Origin of the sequence: Caballeronia sp. LZ008, from assembly GCF_031451435.1 — a bacterium.
Classification (GTDB): domain Bacteria; phylum Pseudomonadota; class Gammaproteobacteria; order Burkholderiales; family Burkholderiaceae; genus Caballeronia; species Caballeronia zhejiangensis.
The window spans coordinates 1068414-1087264 of the sequence record NZ_JARUXK010000003.1 but is presented as its reverse complement, the minus strand read 5'-3'; the positions used below and the strand labels follow the sequence as shown (position 1 = coordinate 1087264).

The window sequence follows — 18851 nt, the reverse complement described above, 5'->3', positions numbered from 1 at the left end:
TGTGCGAGAGCGGGCCGTTGCAGAGAATGATTCGCAGAACGGTGACGCGGCGCACGACCCTACGCAGACCTGTTCGACGCAGCGCGCGGATTGCAGGGCGCGCATTCATCAGAGTCATCGACGCAGAGTCGTTCCGGAGTTCGCACATGGAAGCCGTTCAGCACGAGTCTCAATCCAGGAAAATCACCCCGCAGCAACGTTATGCGAAGTGCATCGAAGTGTCCCGCCGCATCCGCTGGGATATCGATCGCGACGTATTGCGCGGCCGTCATTTCGATCCCGCGCACAAGTTCATGCCCGACGGACTATCCGAAGTGCATCGTCTGCCGTTCCTCGACGCGCGCGAGCGCCGTCTGATGTCGCAGGTTCAGGGCCGCACGTACGCCAACATGTTCGGCATGATCGAGCGTTTCGTCGGCGCGAAGATGCTGGAGGTCGGCCGCGATCATGCGCTCGGCGATCAGACCGCGCTCGAAGCGATCGTGCGGTTCACCGACGAAGAGCTGAAGCATCAGGAATTGTTTCGCCGCGTGGAAGCGCTCGCCGCGCAAACGCTGCCGCCGGGCTATCGCTTCATCGCGCAGGCCGACGAGGTTGCCGCGTTCGTGCTCGGCAAATCGACGTGGTCGATTCTCGCGCTGACGTGTTGCGTCGAAATCGTCACGCAGGTGCATTACCGGCAGAGCATGGAAAGCGACGCGAGCTTGTCGCCGCTATTCAAGGACATCTTCCTGTTCCACTGGAAGGAGGAGTCGCAGCACGCGATCATCGACGAACTCGAGTGGATGCGCGAAGACGCGCGGCTCGACGACGACGCGCGCGATGCCGCGATCGGCGATCTGATCGAGCTAGTCGCGGCCATCGACGGGATGATGCAGGCGCAAGCCGCCGCCGACGCGCATTACTTCGTATCGCAACTCGACCGCGCGCTTTCCGCCGACGAAGAGGCGCGCGTGCATGCGGGACTGGTCGATGCGTATCGGTGGCAGTACATCATCTCGGGCGTGGACGAACCACGCTTCGGCGAAATCCTGATGAGCCTCATCAGCGAGGCGCAGGGCGAACGCATGGGCGCTGCGCTCGCGCCTATCCGACGCCGCGCGCTCCCAAGCGAACTCGATACGCTCGCATGACGCGTGTCGCATGAAGCGCGAGAAGGCCGGGTGTTCGCGCCCGGCCTTCTCATTTTTAGAAAGTTATCCGTAAGACAAATAGTTTGCTGCTCTGCAAAACGCTGAATTGCCGTGAAAATCTAGTCGTTACCGATGTACTGAAGCCGTTTTTTTCGGGCAACATAAGGCAAAGCAGGTAGTCGTCGCTCGCTGTCCCAAACTGATAACTAGATTGGACCATCATGCTCGCCGAACCGTTGCCGCAAACGACAGACATCGAAAAATTCGCGGAAGATCATGAGCGCTTCGCGCGACGCACGCCATCCGAAATATCGATCGTTCTGCGAACGCTCGTGCAGCGGGGCGACATGCTCACCGTGACGAGCGGGCGCGGACAGATCGTTACGCAACTGCTGAAAACCGACGCGCGCGAAGCGTGCATCGTGTTCGACTGGGGCGGCGTCGAGGCGGACAATCGTGTGCTGCTCGAAGCGCGGCAGTTGTATTTCAAGGGTGCGCCGGACGGCGTGCGCGTCGAATTCACGACGCTCGCCGCGCGCGCCGTGACCTACGAAGGACGTCAGGCGTTCGAAGTGCCGTTCCCCGAGAAGCTCTATCAGTTCCAGCGTCGCGAATACTTCCGCGTGCCGACGCCGGTTCTCGAACCCTTCTACGCGAAAGGCGCATTCGCCGACGGCGAAGCGTTCCGCCACGAAGTGCACGACCTGTCGCTCGGTGGCATCGCGCTGCGCATGGACACGCCGCGTCTCGCGGAAACGGAGCGCGGCACCGTGTTCCGCGATGTCGTGCTTCATCTCGGTCCGGGCGCGGCCTTGCCCGTCGATCTCGAACTCGTGTCGCCGCGCTCCGTGACGACGCCGCGCGGCGATGTGCGTTACGTCGTCGGCTTTCGCTTCGTGCGGCTTTCGGCCGCCGCGGAGAACGTGCTGCAGCGGCTCATCACGCGCATGGAAGCGAAACGCCGCAGCCTGTCGGCCTGAAGGCGCGGAAAGGGCGCGCAACGCGTGGAGTAAAATGCGTGCCTCTTTCCACTCACGACGACGCATGTTGCGCAAGGCCTGGCGCGGAGAAGAACGCTTCTGGAAAGTCTGGTGGCTGTTGGGCGTGCCGATCCACCTCGCGTGGTGGTTCGTCTATCTCGACCTCTGGACGAGCGGCGTCACTCCCGAAACATTTCTGCTGATCACCGTCTGGTTCTGGCCCGGCATGCTCGGCGTATTCGCCGTGTGCTCGGCGCTGTATCTGCTGTGGTGCACGCTCGCGTGGCGCTGCGCGGGCAATGTCGATCGGCGCGTATGGACGATCGTCGCGCGCGTGCTGATCGGCGTCGGGATCGGCTCGTTTCTCACCGAATGCACGCTGATTCTCACCGCACCGTTCGTCTGATCGGACCGTCATTGCGCGCACGCGCGCCGGCTTAGCGTGCACAATGTCCTGGCTTGCAGCACGCCAACGAACGACGGACAACGACGCGCATGCTCAACGAATTCGCCAAGACGGTCCTTGTGATCGTCGCCGGATTGTTCCCGATCATCAATCCTCCCGCGACGGCGCTCGTCGTGCTGAGCATGCTGCCGCATATCGGCGACGCCGATCGCGCCGAGCTCGCGCGGCGCATCTGCATCAACAGTTTCGTGATCTTGCTGGCGTCGCTTTTGATCGGCGCTTATGTGCTGACGTTTTTCGGGATCTCGATTCCGGTGTTGCGCGTGGCGGGCGGTTTCGTCGTCGCGATGGCGGGCTGGAGCCTGCTTCAGACGCCCGATGACGACGACGGCGCCGAACCCGCGCCCACGCCGCGCGGCGGCGCGTCGCTGCGTGCGAAGGCGTTCTATCCGCTGACGCTGCCGATCACCGTCGGGCCGGGTGCGATAGCGGTCGCCATCGCGCTCGGCACGGGCTCGCCGCGTCATGGGCTGCAGCCGGTGCATCTCGCCGGCGTGGGCGTCGGGCTTGTCGTTCTGTGCGCGAGCATCTATGTGTGCGTGCGATTCGCGGGGCATTTGGAGCGCCTGCTTGGCGCCGTCGGAACGCAGATTGCCATGCGCCTTTTCGCGTTCATCATCTTTTGTATCGGCGTGCAGATTCTCTGGCTCGGTTTGTCGGAACTGATCGCATCGGTTCAGCTCAACGTCAAGTAGAGCGGGAGACGGGGTTTTGATGGCGGATCGCAGGAACTTCGCAGGCACCGTTGGTATGGGCTTTTTGCTGATGATGGTTTTTATGGTTCTTCGCCGGATCCCGTGTTGGTGTCGGTCTATTGGCGTTGCCCCTGTCCTAATGCACCGACACGAAAACGCGATCCGGCGAAAAAAAAGGCCGACACGATCACGGGACCTATCGCAAAAAACATCAAAAAGGCAAGAGATTCCACTTAACAATAGCGCGGACGTCGCGCTCAAACCCGAGCACACTCATCGCGGCGGTATCCATCGCGAGATGCGCCCCAAGAGCCGGCGATCCCGTCGCCCACTGCGCCCCGAACACACGCGAAAAATGCGCGTGCGAAAAAAGTGCGATGTTCATCGCATTCGTCGCGAGCAGCTTGTCGATGAGCGCCTGCGCGCGCCTGCCGACATCCGCGAGATTTTCGCCCTCCGGAATCGGCGATGACCACACCGACCAGTCCGGCGCCTCTTCACGGATTTCCGGCGTGGTGCGGCCTTCGTAGATGCCGTAATTCCACTCGTGAAGCTCGGACTCCACCGTCGCGCGATCGCCCAGACCCGCGAGCCGGCAGGTTTCGATCGCGCGGCCCATCGGGCTCGTCAAAACTAAGTCGAAAGACTGCGACGCGAGCACCGGCGCGAGCGCCCGCGCCTGTCTGCGTCCTTCGTCGGTGAGCGGAATGTCGGTCGTGCCGGTGTGCTGGCCCGACTTGCTCCACTCGGTCTCACCATGCCGGATCAGCCAAATATGCATGCCGCCTTTCATGTTCATGTCGTTCACCCGATGTCTGATGAATGCTCTCGCCGCGCCCCGCGCAACGCAGGTTCGGATTCTGCACCGATCGCCGAAGCCGCGCCGCGAAGCTGCCCACTCAGTCCACCTCGCGCGTCGCGAACGCCTTCAGCAGATGATGCGCGATCGCGAAGGGCTTCGGCGCGGAAAGTCCCTGTTCGTGCGTGCCGTCGAGCATCGCGCGGATCTCCTCGCGCGTGAACCAGCGCGCATCTTCGAGCTCGTTCCTGTCGATGGTGATATCGGTCGTGACGGCGCGCGCGAAGCATCCGATCATCAACGATGAAGGAAACGGCCACGGCTGCGACGCGAAATAGCGCACGTCCGTGCAGCGGATGCCCGCTTCCTCCAGCACTTCGCGATACACCGCGTGCTCGAAAGTCTCGCCCGGCTCGACGAAGCCCGCAAGCGACGAATACATCCCCGGCAGAAATTGCGGCTGACGGCCGAGCAGGCAGCGTTCGCCATCCGTGACGAGCATGATGACCACGGGGTCGACACGCGGAAAATGCTGCGCCTTGCAGTTCGGACAGATGCGCCGCCAGCCCGCGCCCGCCGAATCGGTCGGATGGCCGCAGTTCGCGCAGAAGCGATGCCGGCGATGCCAGTCGAGCATCGATCGCGCTTCGCCGAGCGCGCTGACGAGCGGCGGCGACACGAGACCCTGCATCGCGATGGGGCGCAGTTCGACCGCTTCGACATCGGCGAGGCTCGGCGTTTCTGCATCGAAGGAATGGGCGAACAGCGCGCGGCGGTCGGCGTCGCGGCCGAGAAGAACCGTCTGCGCGGGCGCGCCGAGCGCCGCGATTTCCTGCGCGACGAAAAGCGGATCGTGACCGTTCGCGCGCTTGAACAGCGGCACGTTGTTCACGAACAGCAGAAAGCGCGTGGCGGGATCGTCGCGCAGGCCGGCGACGTAGGTTTCATCGTCGCGCTTCTCCGATACGCGATCGAGCGGATCGAGTGTAAAACCGATGGCATGAGGCGGCGTGGGCATAGTATTTTTCGTGTGTGGCGGCGCGCGGAAGCGGCGCGACGCGTGACGGGAAGATGCAAGGCCAGCCGGGAATCGTAACGAACTTGGCGCGTCCTTGCTGGAGGACGCACGGAGACGTCGATGATCACGCTCTATTCGTATCCTCAGTTGTTCGGCCTCGAAGACAACAATCCGTTCGGATTGAAGGTGTTCGCGTTCCTGAAGCTCGCGGCCCTGCCATTCGAGCATCGTCACGTGCTGGACACGAGCGCCGCGCCGCGCGGGCAGTTGCCGTATCTCGTCGACGGCGATGAAACCATCGGCGACAGCGATGCGATCATCGCGCATCTGAAGAGCAAGCACGCAATCGAACTGGACGACGCGCTGGGCGCCGCGCAGCGCGATCTCGATCTGCTGGTCCGCCGCACGCTCGACGATCTTTACTGGGTGATGTCGTACTCGCGCTGGCGCGACGACCGCTACTGGCCGCAGTTTCGCGATGCACTCCTGACGCAGCATCCGAACATCGGCGCCGACGCGCTCGAAGGCGCGCGCAAATACAACTTCGAACGCTACCGATATCAGGGCATCGGCAGATACGAGCCGGACGCCGTGTATGCGCGCGGCATCGCGAGTCTCCAGGCAATAGCGAATCTGCTCGGCGACGGTCCGTTCATGTTCGGCGACGCGCCCGCGAGCATCGATGCCGCGCTGTACGGGTTCGTCGCGAACATCTGGTTCTACGACATCGATACGCCGCTCAAACGATTCGTCGCCACGCGCGGCAAGCTCGTCGAACATTGCGGCGCGGTGCGCGAACGCATGGGCCAGGGAGCGGTGGCGTGACATTTTCGAAGCGGATCGTCGACAAGGAGACGTCATGGACTGCGCTGAGATCTACACCGACGCCGACGGGCACTCGGCATTCAGGACCATTCGCGTGTTCGAAACCGTCGCCGTGCCGTTCAACGGCATTTCGGTGACGCTATCGCCGCCGCAGCCGTGCGAGAGCGTGCTGGTGCATGAGTTCGACGAAGGCTATTTTCTCGATCGTCATAATCCGCCGTCGCGGCAGTATGTCGTTGTCCTCGAAGGCGAGCTTGAAATCGCGGTGCAGGACGGGGACATCGCGCGGCGCTTCGCGGAAGGCTCGGTGTTCGTCGCAGGCGATCTGAAAGGCTCGGGGCATTCGACGCGCGCGCTTCGCTCGGGTCGCGCCCTCGTCATCAACCTGCAAGGATGAAACGATGCTGCTCGATAAAAAACTGGCGGTCGTGACCGGCGCAAGCTCGGGCATCGGGTTCGCCACCGCGCAACGGTTCGTGTCGGAGGGCGCCCGCGTCGTGATCAGCGGACGCAACCAAGAGAAGCTGCGTCAGGCCGCGCAAACGCTCGGCGAGAATGCGCTGTGCGTCGTGGCCGACGCCGCCAGTCAGGCCGACATGCAGCGTCTCTATAAAGCCGCAGTCGAGCATTTTCAGCGCGAGATCGACGTTCTGGTCGCCAACGCCGGCATTTCCCGGCAGACGCCCGTGCGCGAAACCTCGCTGGAACAATTCACCGATGTCTTGAACATCAACGTCGGCGGCGTGTATGCGACGGTGCGCGAAGCGCTGCCTTCGCTCGCGCGGCCGGCATCGATCGTTCTCGTGGCATCGCTCGCGGCCAATCAGGGCACGAAAAATTTCTCGGCATATTGCGCGTCGAAGGCGGCTGTCGTTTCTCTGGCCAAAAGCTTCGCCGCCGAATTCGTCGAGCTCGGCATACGCGTCAACAGTATTTCGCCGGGCGTCGCGAACACGCCGATCTTCGACAGCTTGGGCATGTCGGAGACGCAATTGCTGGAGTGGGCGAAAGTCATCCCGATGAAGCGTCCGGCCGACCCCGCCGAGATCGCATCGGCGATCCTTTTCCTTGCGACGGATGCATCGCAATACATGACCGGCGCCGATCTTGCCGTCGATGGCGGCATGTCGGGGATCAGTCCGTTTTGATCGCCGCCGACGCCAACGGCTCGCTCGGCGGCTCGATGCGCCGCACGCTGACGCTGACGTCCATCCCGGCGAAGTCCTCCGCGGCGCCGAACCACGATCCGGACACCGGCGCCGCCTGTTCGGGCTTGCGCGTGTACGCGACGCGGATCAGATCGGTGCCGCCGACGAGCGAGTTCGTCGGATCGTAGGGCACCCAGCCCGCGCCCGGCAAAAAGACGTGCAGCCACGCGTGCGTCGCGCCCGCGCCGACGACGAGCGGCTCGTCGCGGCTCTCGATCTGTCGCGCGCCCTGCTGCAGCCCCGTGTTGCGGACGGCCGGCGCAGCGGGCGTGTCGAGCGCCTGATCGTACAAATACCCGGACACGAAGCGCGCGGCCAGTCCGAGTCCGCGCACGACTTCCATCATCAGCAGCGCGAAATCGCGACAGGTGCCGCTGCGCCGGTTCAGTGTCTCCGACGGACGCTGCGTGCCCATCGCGTCGCGCGACTGATACTGAAAGTCGCTGCGGATGGCGGCGTTGATGTTCCCCAGAATGTCGCGCGTGTGCGTGACGCCGCGCCGGGGCAGAAACTGCGCGACCCAGTCGCGCAGCATCGGCTGATCGTCGGGATACTGCGGCGGCAGGAAAGACGCCAGATCGAGCCGGTCCTCGTCGGCGTACTGAAACGGATAATTCTCGGCTTCGGGCGCGACCGGCAACTCCAGATTCCTGATGCCGAAATGCTCGATGACGAAACGCGCGCGCAGTTCGAGCGTGTCGGCGGGCACGCGCGGCTCGACGACCGCGACCGAATTGGAAAACACGTCGTGCATCCAGTACTGCGTGCTGTGCGGAGCGGCCGCGAGCGTCGCCGACAGCACGCGGATATCGTGCGCGGCGCGCGGCCGGAACATCACGCGATGCGGCGAGAATTCCACCGGCGTGTTGTAGCGATAGGTCGTGACGTGCTCGACTTCGAGAAAGACGGACATGTGCCACCTCCGGGCCAGCGCTGCACGATCGGGTCGACCCGACAATCATGCCACTGGCGCGCCGCCTTGAACATCAACGCGTCACGAGCACGAACGGAGCGACGCCGCCATACGCCGAACCGCTGCTGAACGATCGCAGGCCGAGATCGACGTCTCTGTATTTTCCGTCCGCGCGCTGCCTCAACTGATTGACGGACCAGACGCCGTCTTGCTCCAGAAGAATGGATTTCGTTTTCGGCTCGTACTGGAGATACGCCATCGACTTCGACGAACTCAGCGCGGTCGTCTTGCTTCTGCTCGTCACGTCGTAGAGGATGACCGAGCTCGGGCTGTTGGCATTGTCATCGGCGAAGAGAATTTGCTGATTGTTGATCGCCGCGATGAACTTCGGATTCTTCTCCGGCAGATCGGTCAGCACGCGCGTGAAGCCGCTCTCCAGGTCCATCTCCGTGAGATTGCCCTGTGCATTCGGCGACGCGAATCCGACGAAATACGCTTTCTTCGCATCCGGCGTGACGGTGAACTCATCGCGCGGCGCCGCCGGCGCCGAACCGGCCGGATAGCCGCCCCTGATGAAGCCGCTCGCCGTTTCGATGCGCAGCACCTCCAGCCTCGTTCCCCGCTCGTTCGCGAGCGCGAAGATGTGCTCGCTGTCATTGGCGGCCGTCGCGATCTTGATGACGCTGAATTCTTTCGGCAGCACGAGCTTTCTGACGAGCGTTCCCGAATCCGTATCGACGACGTGGATGATATTTTTGTTCCACAGATAGACCTGATTTCCGGTCAACGCGGGCTGAAAACCATAGCCGGTGAACGTCGTCAACATCGGACCGATGGGCGTGACGCGCACGACCTTGTTGCTCGCGGTGTCGATGGTGGCGAGATCGACGGACGTCGAATTTCGCTCCATCAGCACGTGCAGCCGCTTGCCGTCGGCGCTTGCGAACATCTGATCGACGCGCTGATAGTCGCCGCCCAGCGAAAGATCGATCGACGCCTTCACAGCGCGCGAAGGAAACTCGTAGGCGGTAATCCGCGCCGGCGCCTGCGCACGCGTCAGCGTGTACACCGTCTGAGTGGAAGGCGGCGGCCCATAGTATTTCTGCACCATGTCGATGTCGGTGGCGCTCAGCTTGCCGTCACCGTTCCATTCGGGATTGCAGTAATTCATGATCGAAGCGACATCCCACGCGCCGATCGTCGTGTCGCCGTTCGTGCCCTGCGCGGGCTCGTTGCAGGTCGAAGGCGTGTCGGGCCGGTTCTGCTCGTGCGCGAAGCCCAGCGCGTGACCGAATTCGTGCGCGGCGATGCGGCGTATGCAGTATTCTTCGCGTCCCTGGCAACTTTGACTCCAGTTCCTGAACGTGAAGTTGAGCGCCATTCCGCCGACCGCGTTGTTCAGCATCGCGCCGAGGCCGAAAGTATGCGGCCCGCTCTGCGCGCTGTCATCGACGCTGATTCGGATCCCGAAGTAATTGGGGTCATTCGTGCATTGCTGCCAGCCTGTGAAACGCACGCCCGAATGCTGTTCCCAGGTCTCCTGAACTGCGAGGCGGCTCCAGTTTCGTGCCGACGCGAAGCGCGCGAAATCCGCGTTGTTCATGTCCCAGCACACGCCGATGGGAACGCGGCTCCAGATGACGGTCGACAACGCGTAGCCCTTGGTCGTCGATTCGGTCTGTGAAGCCGGCTGTCCTGCGATGCTTTTCGTGCTCTGGCCTGAGACATCGGAGCCGGCGTCGCCGCCGCATGCACTGATCAATACTCCTGATGAAATAGCCAGGACCATCCCTCGTATCCTTCTCATTTTGTTCTCCATGTATAGAGACCACGTCAACGCATGGCGGAAGGAAATCTGTTCTCAGCGTGTCGCGCCGCTGAAATACTTATTAGGATTGTTTCCGAGAGATTCTGCCTTTCAGCAGCAGTACGTCAATAATTAATTTTCCTTATTGCCGGATAGGGAACCCTTACTGGATCAGGAGTCCAGCCGATTCCAAGTTCGCCGCGACGCCAGGCCCGTGCGGCTCAGCGTCCTTTCCACGGCACGAGCCGCTGCTCCAGCGCGCGCATGCCGAAGTCGAAAATCCACGCGATCGCGCCGATCAGCACGATGCCCATCACCACCACGTCGGTGCGCAGAAAGCTCGACGCGTTGAGCACCATCTGACCCAGGCCGGCGGTCGCGGCGACCATTTCGGCGGCGACGAGCGTGGTCCAGCCGAAGCCCACGGCGATGCGCAGGCCCGTCAGTATTTCGGGCAGCGCGGCGGGCAGCACGACGAACCGCACGACTTGCCCGAAGTTCGCGCCGAGCGACCACGCGGCGTTCACCTGCTCGGCAGTCGCGCTCCTGACGCCGGCGCGCGCGGCCATCGCGATCGGCGCGAAGCAGGCGAGCCAGATGACGACGATCTTCGCGGTTTCATCGATACCAAAGTAGATGACGACGAGCGGTAGATACGCGAGCGGCGGCAGCGGCCGATAGAACTCGAGCGGCGGATCGAGCACGCCGCGCGCGATGCGGCTCACGCCCATCAGAATTCCGACCGGCACCGCCGTGACAACCGCGAGCGCGAACGCGCCGAACACGCGGATCGCGCTCCACAAGAGATGCTCCGAGAGCGGCAATCCGCCCTGAAGCCGTCCGTGCAACGCGTCGATGAACGCCTGCCAGACCGCCTCGGGCGAAGGCAGAAAGAGCGGCGGCAGCCAGTGGAAATGCGTGGCCGCCCACCACAATGCCGCGAGCGTCGCGACGCACAGCGCGCTGGGCAGCGCGGTCGGCCCCGCGCCCGGCATTCCGCGATAGCGCGCGCGATGCTTCGTGCGGGTGACGCGTCGCGTGGCTGGCGATGCGCTTGGGGCGTTCGGCAGCGGGACATCGTGAGCGGGCCGGTTCACGCCGCCTCCGTCTCGGTGCGATGCAGGCGGCGCGTCAGCCGCTCCCGCCATTCGATGAACGCGGGCGACGATTTGACGGCGCGCGCATCGCGGCTGCGAACGTAGTCCCGCGAGAAGGGCAGTTCGTGCACCTCTTCGATGCGGCCCGGACCTGGCGTCATCAGCACGAGGCGCGTCGCCAGAAAGAGTGCCTCTTCCACGCTGTGCGTGATGAAGAACACCGTCTTTCCGGTGCGCGCCCAAACGTCGAGCACGAGTTCCTGCACGGTTTCGCGCGTGAGGGCGTCGAGCGCGCCCATCGGTTCGTCCATCAGCAATACTTCGGGATCGCTCGCGAGCGCGCGCGCAATTCCGACGCGCTGCTGCATCCCGCCCGACAGCGCGTAGACCTTCGCGTGTTCATGTTGCGCGAGGCCGACGAGCGCGAGCGTGCGACGCGCGATCTCGCGGCGCTCGTCGCGCTTCACGCCGCGAAAACGCAAGCCAAGCGCGACGTTGTCGATGACGTTCAGCCACGGCATCAGCGCATGCTTCTGGAACACGACGCCACGCTCGGCGCCGGGCCCGTCGATCGGTTCGCCATTCAGCGACGCTTCGCCTTCGGTCGGCTCCAGGAAACCCGCGAGACAATTCAGCAGCGTGGTCTTGCCGCATCCCGATGCACCCAGCGCCACGACGAACTCGCCGCTGCCGATCTGCAAGTCGACGCCTTGCAACGCGGGCGTGCCCGCGCCTTCATACGTGACGCCGAGGTTGCGGATGGAAAGCGATGTCATTTCGCGGCCTGCTGCACGAAGCGCGGATCGACGCCCGTGGAGTAATCCGCGAGCACGTTCTGAATCGTGCCCTGCTGTTTGAGGAACTGAGCGGTTGCCGCGAGCGACTTTGCCGCCCCGGATTGCGCTCCGCCGCCGAGCCAGGTCGGCGACGCCTGCTCGCCCGCGCTCGGGAAGGCGTAGAGCGCGAGACTCGCGGGCACGTCGGCGGGATTCGCGCCGGATTCCTGCGCGACGGCCTGCACCTGTTTCGACGCGGCGGTCCAGTCGGCTTTGTGATCGCGGTATTGCGCGTCGGTATCGGCGAGCACTTTGACGAAACCGTTCAGGAACGCCGAATTGTCCTGCGCGAACTTGCGCGACGCGACGAAGCCGTCGAAGGTCGCCTTGCCCGATTCCTTCGCCACTTCGCCCGACGTGATCAGCACTTTGCCGTTCTGCTTGGCTTTGGCGAGCACCGGGTCCCAGATATACGTCGCGTCGATATTGCCGCGTTCCCACGCCGCCGCGACCTCCGGCGGACGCAGATTGACGATCTTCACCGTCGACGGATCGACGCCTGCCTGCTGCAAGGCGACGAGCGCATGAAAATGCGACGTCGACACATACGGCACGCCGAGCGTCTTGCCTTTCAGATCCGCGAGCTTGCTTACGCCCGAGCCGTTGCGCGCGACGAGCGCCTCGGCGTCGTTGATGTTGTCGAGAATCCAGAACAGCGAAAGGTCGACGCCTTGCGACAAGCCCGCCGCGATCGGGCTGGAGCCGGCTTCGCCCAACTGAATGGAGCCCGATGCGAGCGCGCGAATGACATCCGCGCCGCTGCCGAGCTTGCGATACGTGACCTTGTATCCGGTGGCTTTCTCGACGGCGCCGCTCGCCTGCGCATAACGCCAGGGCACGACCATGTCCTGATAGCCGATGACCACTTCGCGCGTTTCGGCGTGTGCTTGAACGGGCGCCATAGCAGCGAGAACGATGGATGCGATGCCGGCGATCAGCGCGCGGCGATGGATCGAAGGTTTCATGGAACGGACGAAATGATGTGGTGAAGCCTTCGACTATAGGCACTTTGCGTGCCGCGGCTACGAAGCAATCGTGCGTAGCAAATGACGCGGCGCGTGCTTCGCATATTCGCCGTGCACCGTCATATGGTTATCGGAAGAACTGCGCTCAGGAAGACAGTTTCCCGAGTCTTCAAATGCCAGATGGATAATTCCTTATCGATAGAAATTGGATCGCCGCGGGCGGGCCCGGCGTTAGCATGAGCATCCTCTCCAACCTGTCCTTCGGTTCATTCAAGCGATGTCCAATCTTCCCCGCTTCGGCGTCTGGGCGCTCGTGCATGGCAGTCGCGCGGCGTTGCAGGATCCCGCCGAGCCCTACGATGCCTCGTGGGCGCGCAACAAGGCGCTCGTGCTAGAGGCCGAGCGCCTCGGTTACGACTCCGTGCTCGTCGCCCAGCACACGATCAATCCGCACGATCCTTCGCTCGATCAGCTCGAAGCGTGGACGGCATCGGCGGCATTGGCTGCGCTTACGTCGCGCATCGAGATCATCGCGGCTATCAAGCCTTATCTCTATCATCCGGTCGTGCTCGCGAAGATGGCGCAGCAGATCGAGCACATCAGCGGCGGACGCTTCGCGATCAATCTCGTCAATGCGTGGAATCGTCCGGAGCTGGAGCGCGCGGGCATCGGCTTCGCGGAGCATGACGAGCGCTATGCGTACGGACGCGAGTGGATCTCGGTCGTCGATGCGTTGCTGCGCGGAGAAGCCGTGAAGCATCGCGGCGACAACTTCCGGATCGACGACTATCAGTTACGGCCCGCCGATCCGTTTCGCGCGCGTCCGCGCATCTATGTCGGCGGCGAGTCGGAGCCGGCGCGCTCGCTCGTCGCGGCGCATGGCGATGTGTGGTTCATCAACGGCCAGCCGCACGACGACGTTGCGGCCCTGATCGCCGATGTCTCCGCCCGCGCGCGCCCGGCGGGGCACGAGCCTTTGCGCTTCGGCCTGTCGGCGTTCGTGATCGCGCGCGAGACGCAGGACGACGCGCAGGCTCATCTCGAACATCTGTTCGCGCTGGCGGAACTCGACAAGCCGCTGCGCGAACGGCAAAAGGCCAATACCGATCCGAACGCGGTGATGCACCAGACCTTCGCGCGATCGGCGCGCGTCGGGTCGAACGGCGGCACGGCCGCGGAACTCGTCGGCGATTACGACACGGTCGCGCGGCGCATCGTCGACTTTCATCGCGCGGGCATCGAACTCTTCATGCTGCAATTCCAGCCCTTCGAGGCCGACATGGCCCGCTTCGCGCACGAAGTCGTGCCGCGCGTGCGACGTCTGCTCGACTAAGAAAGCGCGCCGTCCCGTCCGCCTTCGACAAGGGACGGCGCGCGCGATCAGAAGAACGCGCCCGTGGGCGGCAATTGCCCGGTCAGCAGGTTCTGTCCGAGAAAGCGTTCCTTGTAGACGCGCGGATTGTGCGACGCGATCACCTTGATGTTGCGCCAGTGCCGGTCCAGCGCGCCGACGCGCGACACGACGGAGCCCGAGCCGAGATCGATCAGCCAACTTGCGATCTGCGGGGCGAGATCGTCGATCACGACCTTGGCTTCCGATGCCGCGAGCGTGGCCGCGAGCGTCGCCTCGTATTCGTCGCGTGTGCCGTGTCGATCCCATGCGCGCTGCAACGCGCCGGCCGCGCGATCCGCGATCGCTTCGACGCTCGCCGAATACGCGCGGATACGGCCGAGCAGCGATTGCAGCACGGGTTCATCGACGGGATGCGCGGCTTCACCGTGATAGAAGTTGCGTCCGCGCGCGCGCAGCACGTCGACGGCGTCCAGCGCCACGCGCCGCACGATGCCCGCGATGCAGTTGGTGAGATAAACCTGATGAAACGTGAAGCCCCAGGGCGCGGCTTCATCGGACTTCGGCGGATCGGGCGGATAAAGCTGCGCGGCTGGAACCGTCACATCGCGAAACCGCGCCGTTCCCGAACCTGTGAGGCGCTGGCCGAAGCCTTGCCAGTCATCGTCGTCGTCGACGCCCGCGCCGCGTTCCAGCACGTACTGCACGGTGCGGCCCGCGCGGCTTTCCACGGCGAGGCCGGTGAACGCGTCGTTATACAGATTGCCCGTCGCGTAGATCTTGTCGCCGGAGCCGACGTACACGTCGCGCGACGCATCCCATTCGAGCCGACTGAGGACTTTGGTCGGGCGCGCGCCGGCGGCGACCACGTCGCTGTCGACGAAGCTCAGGCCGATGGTCTTCTTCTGCGCGGTCAGCTCCAGTACGCGCGTATGGAACGGTTGCTCGCGTCTCCGGAGCGCGGCTTCCACTTGCCACAGATGATTGCGAAACGCGTGGGCGATGTTCGAATCCGCCGCGGCGAGATCGCGTGCGACGATGAAAAGCCCGTTCAGCGAAACGCCGCTTCCGCCTGCATCGACGGGAAGACGCAGCGCGCCGAAGCCGAGCGCCTTGAGCTTTGCAATCTCTTCGTGCGGCAGCCGGTGCCCGCGTTCGCGCTCGGCGGCAGTCGCGGCGATGTCACCGATGATCTCCGAAAAGCCGAGCGCGGCGGACAGCGGGGAGACGAGCGTCGGTCCGGCGCTCGTCGGATAGTTGACGTCAGACATTCGTGCGCTCCTCGATTCACACCTTGATGCTGTAATCCGCGACCTTGATGCGCGAGTTGATGATCTTGCGCTCGGCCAGCCAGTCGGCGGCGCGCTGAAATTGCGCGATGAAAGCGGCATCGTCGGGCTCGTGAAACTGATTGACGCGCTTGAGGCTTGCGAGATAGTCGCGCACCTGATCCGGATATTTGCCCTCGCGCTGCACGAGCAATTCGGCTTCGGCGGAATGCGCCGACTGCCACGCGCCTTCGACGTAATACGCATCGATCACCGCGCGGATCAGCTCGGAATTCTCCTCGGTGAACTTACGGCGCGTGACGAGCGAGCTGTAATCGATCAGAAAATCCAGATCGCGGCCTTCGTTGAAGATGTCTTTCGCGTCGTTCGAGAAGCGCGAGATGTCGACGCCGGGCGACCACATCGACCAAGCGTCGACTTTGCCTTGCGCGAAGGCGGGCGCCGCGTCGGGCGGATTCAGATAGACGAACTGGACCTTGTCGCGATCGACGCGATGCTTCTCCAGCGCGGCGATCAACAGGAATTCGCCAAGCCCCGACCGGTTGACGGCGACCTTGCGGCCCGCGAGATCGGCGACGGATTCGATGCCGCTCGACTTCTTCGCGATGATGGCCGTCGAGCGCGGCGAATAGATGTCGAACGCGGTGAAGACGATCGGCGAGCCGGCGAGCATCGCGGCGAGTGCGGGAGTCGTCGATCCCCAGAATCCGAAGTCGGCGCTGCCGCCGACCACGGCCTGTATCGAAGGCGCATGGTTCGGGAAAGGGCCGACCCATTCGACCTTGATGCCTTTCGCGGCGAGCGTCTTCTCGAACACGCCGCGCTGCTTCGCGATGTCGGGCAGGCTGCCGTAACCCCAGCCGATGCGGACCGTATCGGTGTTGCGCGTCAGCTTGCGCGGCTCGGCCGCGCGTGCCGGGAACAATCCGCCGGTCGCCGCGCCGGCCAGGAGGCCTCCCGCCGCGCGCAGCAACCGGCGGCGGCTCAGCGATGAGTCGTTCATGCTCGTCCTTCTTGTCTTATGGAAAAGTGATCAGTGAGACCGGACGCCGAGTTCCGCGAGCAGGGCGGGGCGCAGTGCCTGCGGCGCGTGTTCGCCGGGTTCGAATGACGCCGCGATGCGTCCGGCGCGCATGACGAGAATCCTGTCGGCGAGCGTGAGCGCTTCGTCGACGTCATGCGTGACGATCAGCACGCCTGGCCGATGCAGCGCGACGAGTTCCTTGACGAGACCGTGCATGCGGATGCGCGTGAGCGCATCCAGCGCGGCGAACGGCTCGTCGAGCAGCAGCAGCGCGGGATCGTGGATGAGCGCCCGCGCCAGCGCCACGCGCTGCGCCTGACCGCCCGACAGATTGCGCGGCCAGTCGTCCTCGCGGCCGGCGAGTCCGACTTCGGCCAGCGCGCGCGCCGCGCCCGTCCGGCCAATCGTATTCTCGTAGCCGAGCGCGACGTTCTGCCATAACGTCGACCAGGGCAGCAGGCGATGCTCCTGAAACACGACGGACGGACGTTCCGGCGCGCGGATCGACCCGGCGTCGGGGGAATCGAGCCCCGCGAGCGCGCGTAGCAGCGTTGTCTTGCCGCATCCGCTTTCGCCGAGCAGCGCGACGAATTCGCCTTTGCGAATATCGAGGTCCAGTGCATCGATGACGACGCGGCTGCCATAGCGTCTTTGCAGTCCGCGCACGGACACCGCCAGCGCCGGCGAACCGACGCGCGCGTCGCGGCGCGTAACGATGGCCGTCATGTGCGCGCCCCTTTCGCGTAGTTCGCGTGCCACGAGAGATAGCGGGCTTCGAGCAGGCGCACGAGCGCATCCGCGACGACGCCGATGATCGCGTAGATGATGATGGTGAGCAGAATGACGTTGGTGTTCAGGAATTCGCGGGCGTCCATCGCGAGGAACCCGATGCCTTTCGTCGTGGCCAGCGTCTCGGCGATGACGAGCGCGAGCCACGCGTGGGCGAGCGCGTAACGCACGCCGGTGAGGATCGACGGCATCGCGCCGGGAAGGATGATTCGTCGCACGATCGCCGTTCGGTTCAGGCCGATCACGCGGGCGAGTTCCATCAGTTTCGAATCGATCTGGCGAATGCCGAGCATCGTGTTGATGTAGATCGGGAAGAGCACCGCGAGCGCGACCAGAAAGATCTTGGCGACTTCGCCGACGCCGAACCAGACGATGACGAGCGGCAGCATCGCCAGGAAAGGAATGGCGCGCACCATCTGGATCGAGCGGTCGAGGAGCGCTTGCGCGAGCGGCGAGAATCCGACGGCGATGCCGAGCGCGAGCCCGATCGTTCCGCCGATGACGAAGCCTCCCGCGGCGCGCAGCAGCGACACGCCCAGGTGCACGAAGAGTTCGCCGTTTTGCGCCATGTGGACGGCCGTTTCGAAGACGCTGCTCGGTGCCGGGAGGACCTGCGGCGCGATCAGTCCGAGGCGCGCCGCGATTTCCCATAGCAGCACCACGATTGCGGGGATGGTCCAGGAGAGCCATCGGTAGAGCACGTCTTTGGAAATCAGCGCGCGAGACGCGTGTCCCGAGCGATAGGTGTCGCGCGTGGATGTCAGGTCAGCCATCTTGTCGGCTCGTCGTGAATTCGAGCCTGTAATTAGAAAGCTTCGGAATGCACGCAACAAACGTTTTATTGTGCTTTGCTTTTCACGCTTCACCGCGTTAGGGCATACGCATTGCTTACTACGAGAGACGCGCTTGCAAACCTCTTTCGCTTATGCCCGCCGCATGAATCAATATGACCTCGTCAGCGCCATTCAATGTCTGCAACAAGAGCTCGACACGTCGCTTTTGAGCGACAAACAGTGCGCGGTTCGGATTTACACGCTGATTAAACAGATCGAAGCCGCCTCGATAATGGACGATCGCCTGAAACACGATCTGATGATGGTCGAATCTCTTCTGGTATTGAAACGGCGGCAGCAAGCACTCGATCGGCTCAAGAGCGCGGTGGTAGCCACGTATCTGCGCGCATGATCGGAATTGTCTAGTGGTCCGTGGCGGGGGGAGGCGTCTAAGCGGCGAGACGATCCCTCTCGCGCCGGAAAGCACGCGCTTGCATACGCGTTCGAACTCGCCCGCGCCCTCGTGCATGCTCACGAGGCCCGCCGCGCCCGCGCGCTGCGTCTCGGCAAGCGTGTGAGCGTGGGTTGCGTCGGTGAAAACGACGACCGGCGTATCCGGACACGCCAGGCGCACCTCGCGCAAAAACGCGAAGTCGTCGGCGGGTGAGCCTTCCATGCCGCAGCTCAGCACGATTACGTCATAGCTCGTCGTCTTCAGCCTCGCGAGCAATCTATCGGCGTTCCTGACGCACGCCGGCACCCGAAACCGGTCACTCGACTCGAACCAGCTTTGCAGCCCATGTAAAACGACCGGGCGATCGTCGGCAAAGGTCGATCTGTGGCGTTGCCCTTCGTCGTGCAAGTAACCGGCGCCGCAAGCGTC

20 protein-coding genes are annotated in these 18851 nt (G+C 63.8%); 8 read left to right on the top strand and 12 right to left on the bottom strand.

What is annotated here, in order from left to right; genetic code table 11:
* Positions 1-146: 146 nt before the first annotated feature.
* The 4 genes from QCE49_RS23930 (at position 147) to QCE49_RS23915 (ending at position 3274) form a co-directional block, all read left to right on the top strand.
* Positions 147-1133, top strand: coding sequence for a hypothetical protein (locus QCE49_RS23930; protein WP_250457603.1), 987 nt, complete (start codon positions 147-149; stop codon positions 1131-1133).
* A 221-nt stretch (positions 1134-1354) separates the two neighbouring features.
* Positions 1355-2113 carry a flagellar brake protein gene (locus tag QCE49_RS23925; RefSeq protein WP_250457601.1) on the top strand — a complete coding sequence of 253 codons (759 nt, stop codon included), beginning with the start codon at positions 1355-1357 and terminating at the stop codon, positions 2111-2113.
* Positions 2114-2177: 64 nt separating this feature from the next.
* Entirely contained in the window at positions 2178-2519 is a 342-nt protein-coding gene (locus tag QCE49_RS23920; protein ID WP_008349022.1) for a hypothetical protein, read from the top strand.
* 89 nt (positions 2520-2608) lie between these two features.
* Complete coding sequence (locus tag QCE49_RS23915) at positions 2609-3274, top strand: MarC family protein (RefSeq protein ID WP_008349021.1); 666 nt, start codon at positions 2609-2611, stop codon at positions 3272-3274.
* Positions 3275-3485: 211 nt separating this feature from the next.
* Here the strand turns inward: QCE49_RS23915 and QCE49_RS23910 are convergent, their stop codons facing one another.
* Together QCE49_RS23910 and nudC are read right to left on the bottom strand one after the other, a co-directional pair.
* Complete coding sequence (locus QCE49_RS23910) at positions 3486-4073, bottom strand: histidine phosphatase family protein (protein ID WP_033536518.1); 588 nt, start codon at positions 4071-4073, stop codon at positions 3486-3488.
* Positions 4074-4173: 100 nt separating this feature from the next.
* Entirely contained in the window at positions 4174-5091 is a 918-nt protein-coding gene (gene nudC, locus QCE49_RS23905; RefSeq protein WP_175982631.1) for an NAD(+) diphosphatase, read from the bottom strand.
* A 120-nt stretch (positions 5092-5211) separates the two neighbouring features.
* On the opposite strand from nudC, the gene QCE49_RS23900 reads away from it, so the two are divergent.
* From QCE49_RS23900 to QCE49_RS23890, 3 genes are read left to right on the top strand one after another with little or no spacing between them, the layout of a single operon-like run.
* Positions 5212-5916 carry a glutathione S-transferase family protein gene (locus tag QCE49_RS23900; RefSeq protein ID WP_250457600.1) on the top strand — a complete coding sequence of 235 codons (705 nt, stop codon included), beginning with the start codon at positions 5212-5214 and terminating at the stop codon, positions 5914-5916.
* Positions 5917-5950: 34 nt separating this feature from the next.
* Entirely contained in the window at positions 5951-6313 is a 363-nt protein-coding gene (locus QCE49_RS23895) for a hypothetical protein (protein WP_008349017.1), read from the top strand.
* A gap of 4 nt (positions 6314-6317) precedes the next feature.
* On the top strand, positions 6318-7064 hold the full coding sequence (locus tag QCE49_RS23890; protein ID WP_250457598.1) for an SDR family NAD(P)-dependent oxidoreductase: 747 nt from the start codon (positions 6318-6320) through the stop codon (positions 7062-7064).
* Here QCE49_RS23890 and QCE49_RS23885 read toward each other — a convergent pair.
* The 5 genes from QCE49_RS23885 to tauA form a co-directional block, all read right to left on the bottom strand.
* Complete coding sequence (locus tag QCE49_RS23885) at positions 7051-8037, bottom strand: transglutaminase family protein (RefSeq protein WP_008349015.1); 987 nt, start codon at positions 8035-8037, stop codon at positions 7051-7053. The two genes, QCE49_RS23890 and QCE49_RS23885, sit on opposite strands and share 14 nt — an antisense overlap.
* A gap of 73 nt (positions 8038-8110) precedes the next feature.
* Positions 8111-9799, bottom strand: coding sequence for an ATPase (locus QCE49_RS23880; RefSeq protein ID WP_250457597.1), 1689 nt, complete (start codon positions 9797-9799; stop codon positions 8111-8113).
* A 266-nt stretch (positions 9800-10065) separates the two neighbouring features.
* Positions 10066-10941 (bottom strand): ABC transporter permease subunit, encoded by an 876-nt coding sequence (locus tag QCE49_RS23875; protein ID WP_175982627.1) that lies wholly within the window; start codon positions 10939-10941, stop codon positions 10066-10068.
* Positions 10938-11717, bottom strand: coding sequence for a taurine ABC transporter ATP-binding protein (locus QCE49_RS23870; RefSeq protein ID WP_250457596.1), 780 nt, complete (start codon positions 11715-11717; stop codon positions 10938-10940). The genes QCE49_RS23875 and QCE49_RS23870 overlap by 4 nt, the downstream gene beginning before the upstream one ends.
* A complete protein-coding gene (gene tauA, locus QCE49_RS23865) occupies positions 11714-12742 on the bottom strand; it encodes a taurine ABC transporter substrate-binding protein (protein ID WP_008349008.1) in 1029 nt (342 codons plus the stop codon). The genes QCE49_RS23870 and tauA overlap by 4 nt, the downstream gene beginning before the upstream one ends.
* A 277-nt stretch (positions 12743-13019) precedes the next feature.
* On the opposite strand from tauA, the gene QCE49_RS23860 reads away from it, so the two are divergent.
* Positions 13020-14075 (top strand): LLM class flavin-dependent oxidoreductase, encoded by a 1056-nt coding sequence (locus QCE49_RS23860; protein WP_250457595.1) that lies wholly within the window; start codon positions 13020-13022, stop codon positions 14073-14075.
* A 47-nt stretch (positions 14076-14122) separates the two neighbouring features.
* Here QCE49_RS23860 and QCE49_RS23855 read toward each other — a convergent pair whose 3' ends face one another.
* The 5 genes from QCE49_RS23855 to QCE49_RS23835 form a co-directional block, all read right to left on the bottom strand.
* Positions 14123-15364, bottom strand: a complete 1242-nt coding sequence (locus QCE49_RS23855) for an acyl-CoA dehydrogenase family protein (RefSeq protein ID WP_008349004.1) — start codon at positions 15362-15364, stop codon at positions 14123-14125.
* 16 nt (positions 15365-15380) lie between these two features.
* Complete coding sequence (locus QCE49_RS23850; protein ID WP_033536495.1) at positions 15381-16385, bottom strand: NrtA/SsuA/CpmA family ABC transporter substrate-binding protein; 1005 nt, start codon at positions 16383-16385, stop codon at positions 15381-15383.
* 30 nt (positions 16386-16415) lie between these two features.
* Positions 16416-17132 (bottom strand): ABC transporter ATP-binding protein, encoded by a 717-nt coding sequence (locus tag QCE49_RS23845; RefSeq protein ID WP_008349001.1) that lies wholly within the window; start codon positions 17130-17132, stop codon positions 16416-16418.
* Complete coding sequence (locus QCE49_RS23840) at positions 17129-17968, bottom strand: ABC transporter permease subunit (RefSeq protein ID WP_175982622.1); 840 nt, start codon at positions 17966-17968, stop codon at positions 17129-17131. The genes QCE49_RS23845 and QCE49_RS23840 overlap by 4 nt, the downstream gene beginning before the upstream one ends.
* Before the next feature lie 118 nt (positions 17969-18086).
* A complete protein-coding gene (locus QCE49_RS23835) occupies positions 18087-18830 on the bottom strand; it encodes a response regulator (protein WP_250457593.1) in 744 nt (247 codons plus the stop codon).
* Between the last annotated feature and the right edge of the window lie 21 nt (positions 18831-18851).

Bases quoted from the DNA above. Each gene is read 5' to 3' on its own strand.
- QCE49_RS23930 (WP_250457603.1), top strand. From the start codon at position 147: ATGGAAGCCGTTCAGCACGAGTCTCAATCCAGGAAAATCACCCCGCAG.
- QCE49_RS23925 (WP_250457601.1), top strand. From the start codon at position 1,355: ATGCTCGCCGAACCGTTGCCGCAAACGACAGACATCGAAAAATTCGCG.
- QCE49_RS23920 (WP_008349022.1), top strand. From the start codon at position 2,178: ATGTTGCGCAAGGCCTGGCGCGGAGAAGAACGCTTCTGGAAAGTCTGG.
- QCE49_RS23915 (WP_008349021.1), top strand. From the start codon at position 2,609: ATGCTCAACGAATTCGCCAAGACGGTCCTTGTGATCGTCGCCGGATTG.
- QCE49_RS23910 (WP_033536518.1), bottom strand. From the start codon at position 4,073: ATGAACATGAAAGGCGGCATGCATATTTGGCTGATCCGGCATGGTGAG.
- nudC (WP_175982631.1), bottom strand. From the start codon at position 5,091: ATGCCCACGCCGCCTCATGCCATCGGTTTTACACTCGATCCGCTCGAT.
- QCE49_RS23900 (WP_250457600.1), top strand. From the start codon at position 5,212: ATGATCACGCTCTATTCGTATCCTCAGTTGTTCGGCCTCGAAGACAAC.
- QCE49_RS23895 (WP_008349017.1), top strand. From the start codon at position 5,951: ATGGACTGCGCTGAGATCTACACCGACGCCGACGGGCACTCGGCATTC.
- QCE49_RS23890 (WP_250457598.1), top strand. From the start codon at position 6,318: ATGCTGCTCGATAAAAAACTGGCGGTCGTGACCGGCGCAAGCTCGGGC.
- QCE49_RS23885 (WP_008349015.1), bottom strand. From the start codon at position 8,037: ATGTCCGTCTTTCTCGAAGTCGAGCACGTCACGACCTATCGCTACAAC.
- QCE49_RS23870 (WP_250457596.1), bottom strand. From the start codon at position 11,717: ATGACATCGCTTTCCATCCGCAACCTCGGCGTCACGTATGAAGGCGCG.
- tauA (WP_008349008.1), bottom strand. From the start codon at position 12,742: ATGAAACCTTCGATCCATCGCCGCGCGCTGATCGCCGGCATCGCATCC.
- QCE49_RS23860 (WP_250457595.1), top strand. From the start codon at position 13,020: ATGTCCAATCTTCCCCGCTTCGGCGTCTGGGCGCTCGTGCATGGCAGT.
- QCE49_RS23855 (WP_008349004.1), bottom strand. From the start codon at position 15,364: ATGTCTGACGTCAACTATCCGACGAGCGCCGGACCGACGCTCGTCTCC.
- QCE49_RS23850 (WP_033536495.1), bottom strand. From the start codon at position 16,385: ATGAACGACTCATCGCTGAGCCGCCGCCGGTTGCTGCGCGCGGCGGGA.
- QCE49_RS23845 (WP_008349001.1), bottom strand. From the start codon at position 17,132: ATGACGGCCATCGTTACGCGCCGCGACGCGCGCGTCGGTTCGCCGGCG.
- QCE49_RS23840 (WP_175982622.1), bottom strand. From the start codon at position 17,968: ATGGCTGACCTGACATCCACGCGCGACACCTATCGCTCGGGACACGCG.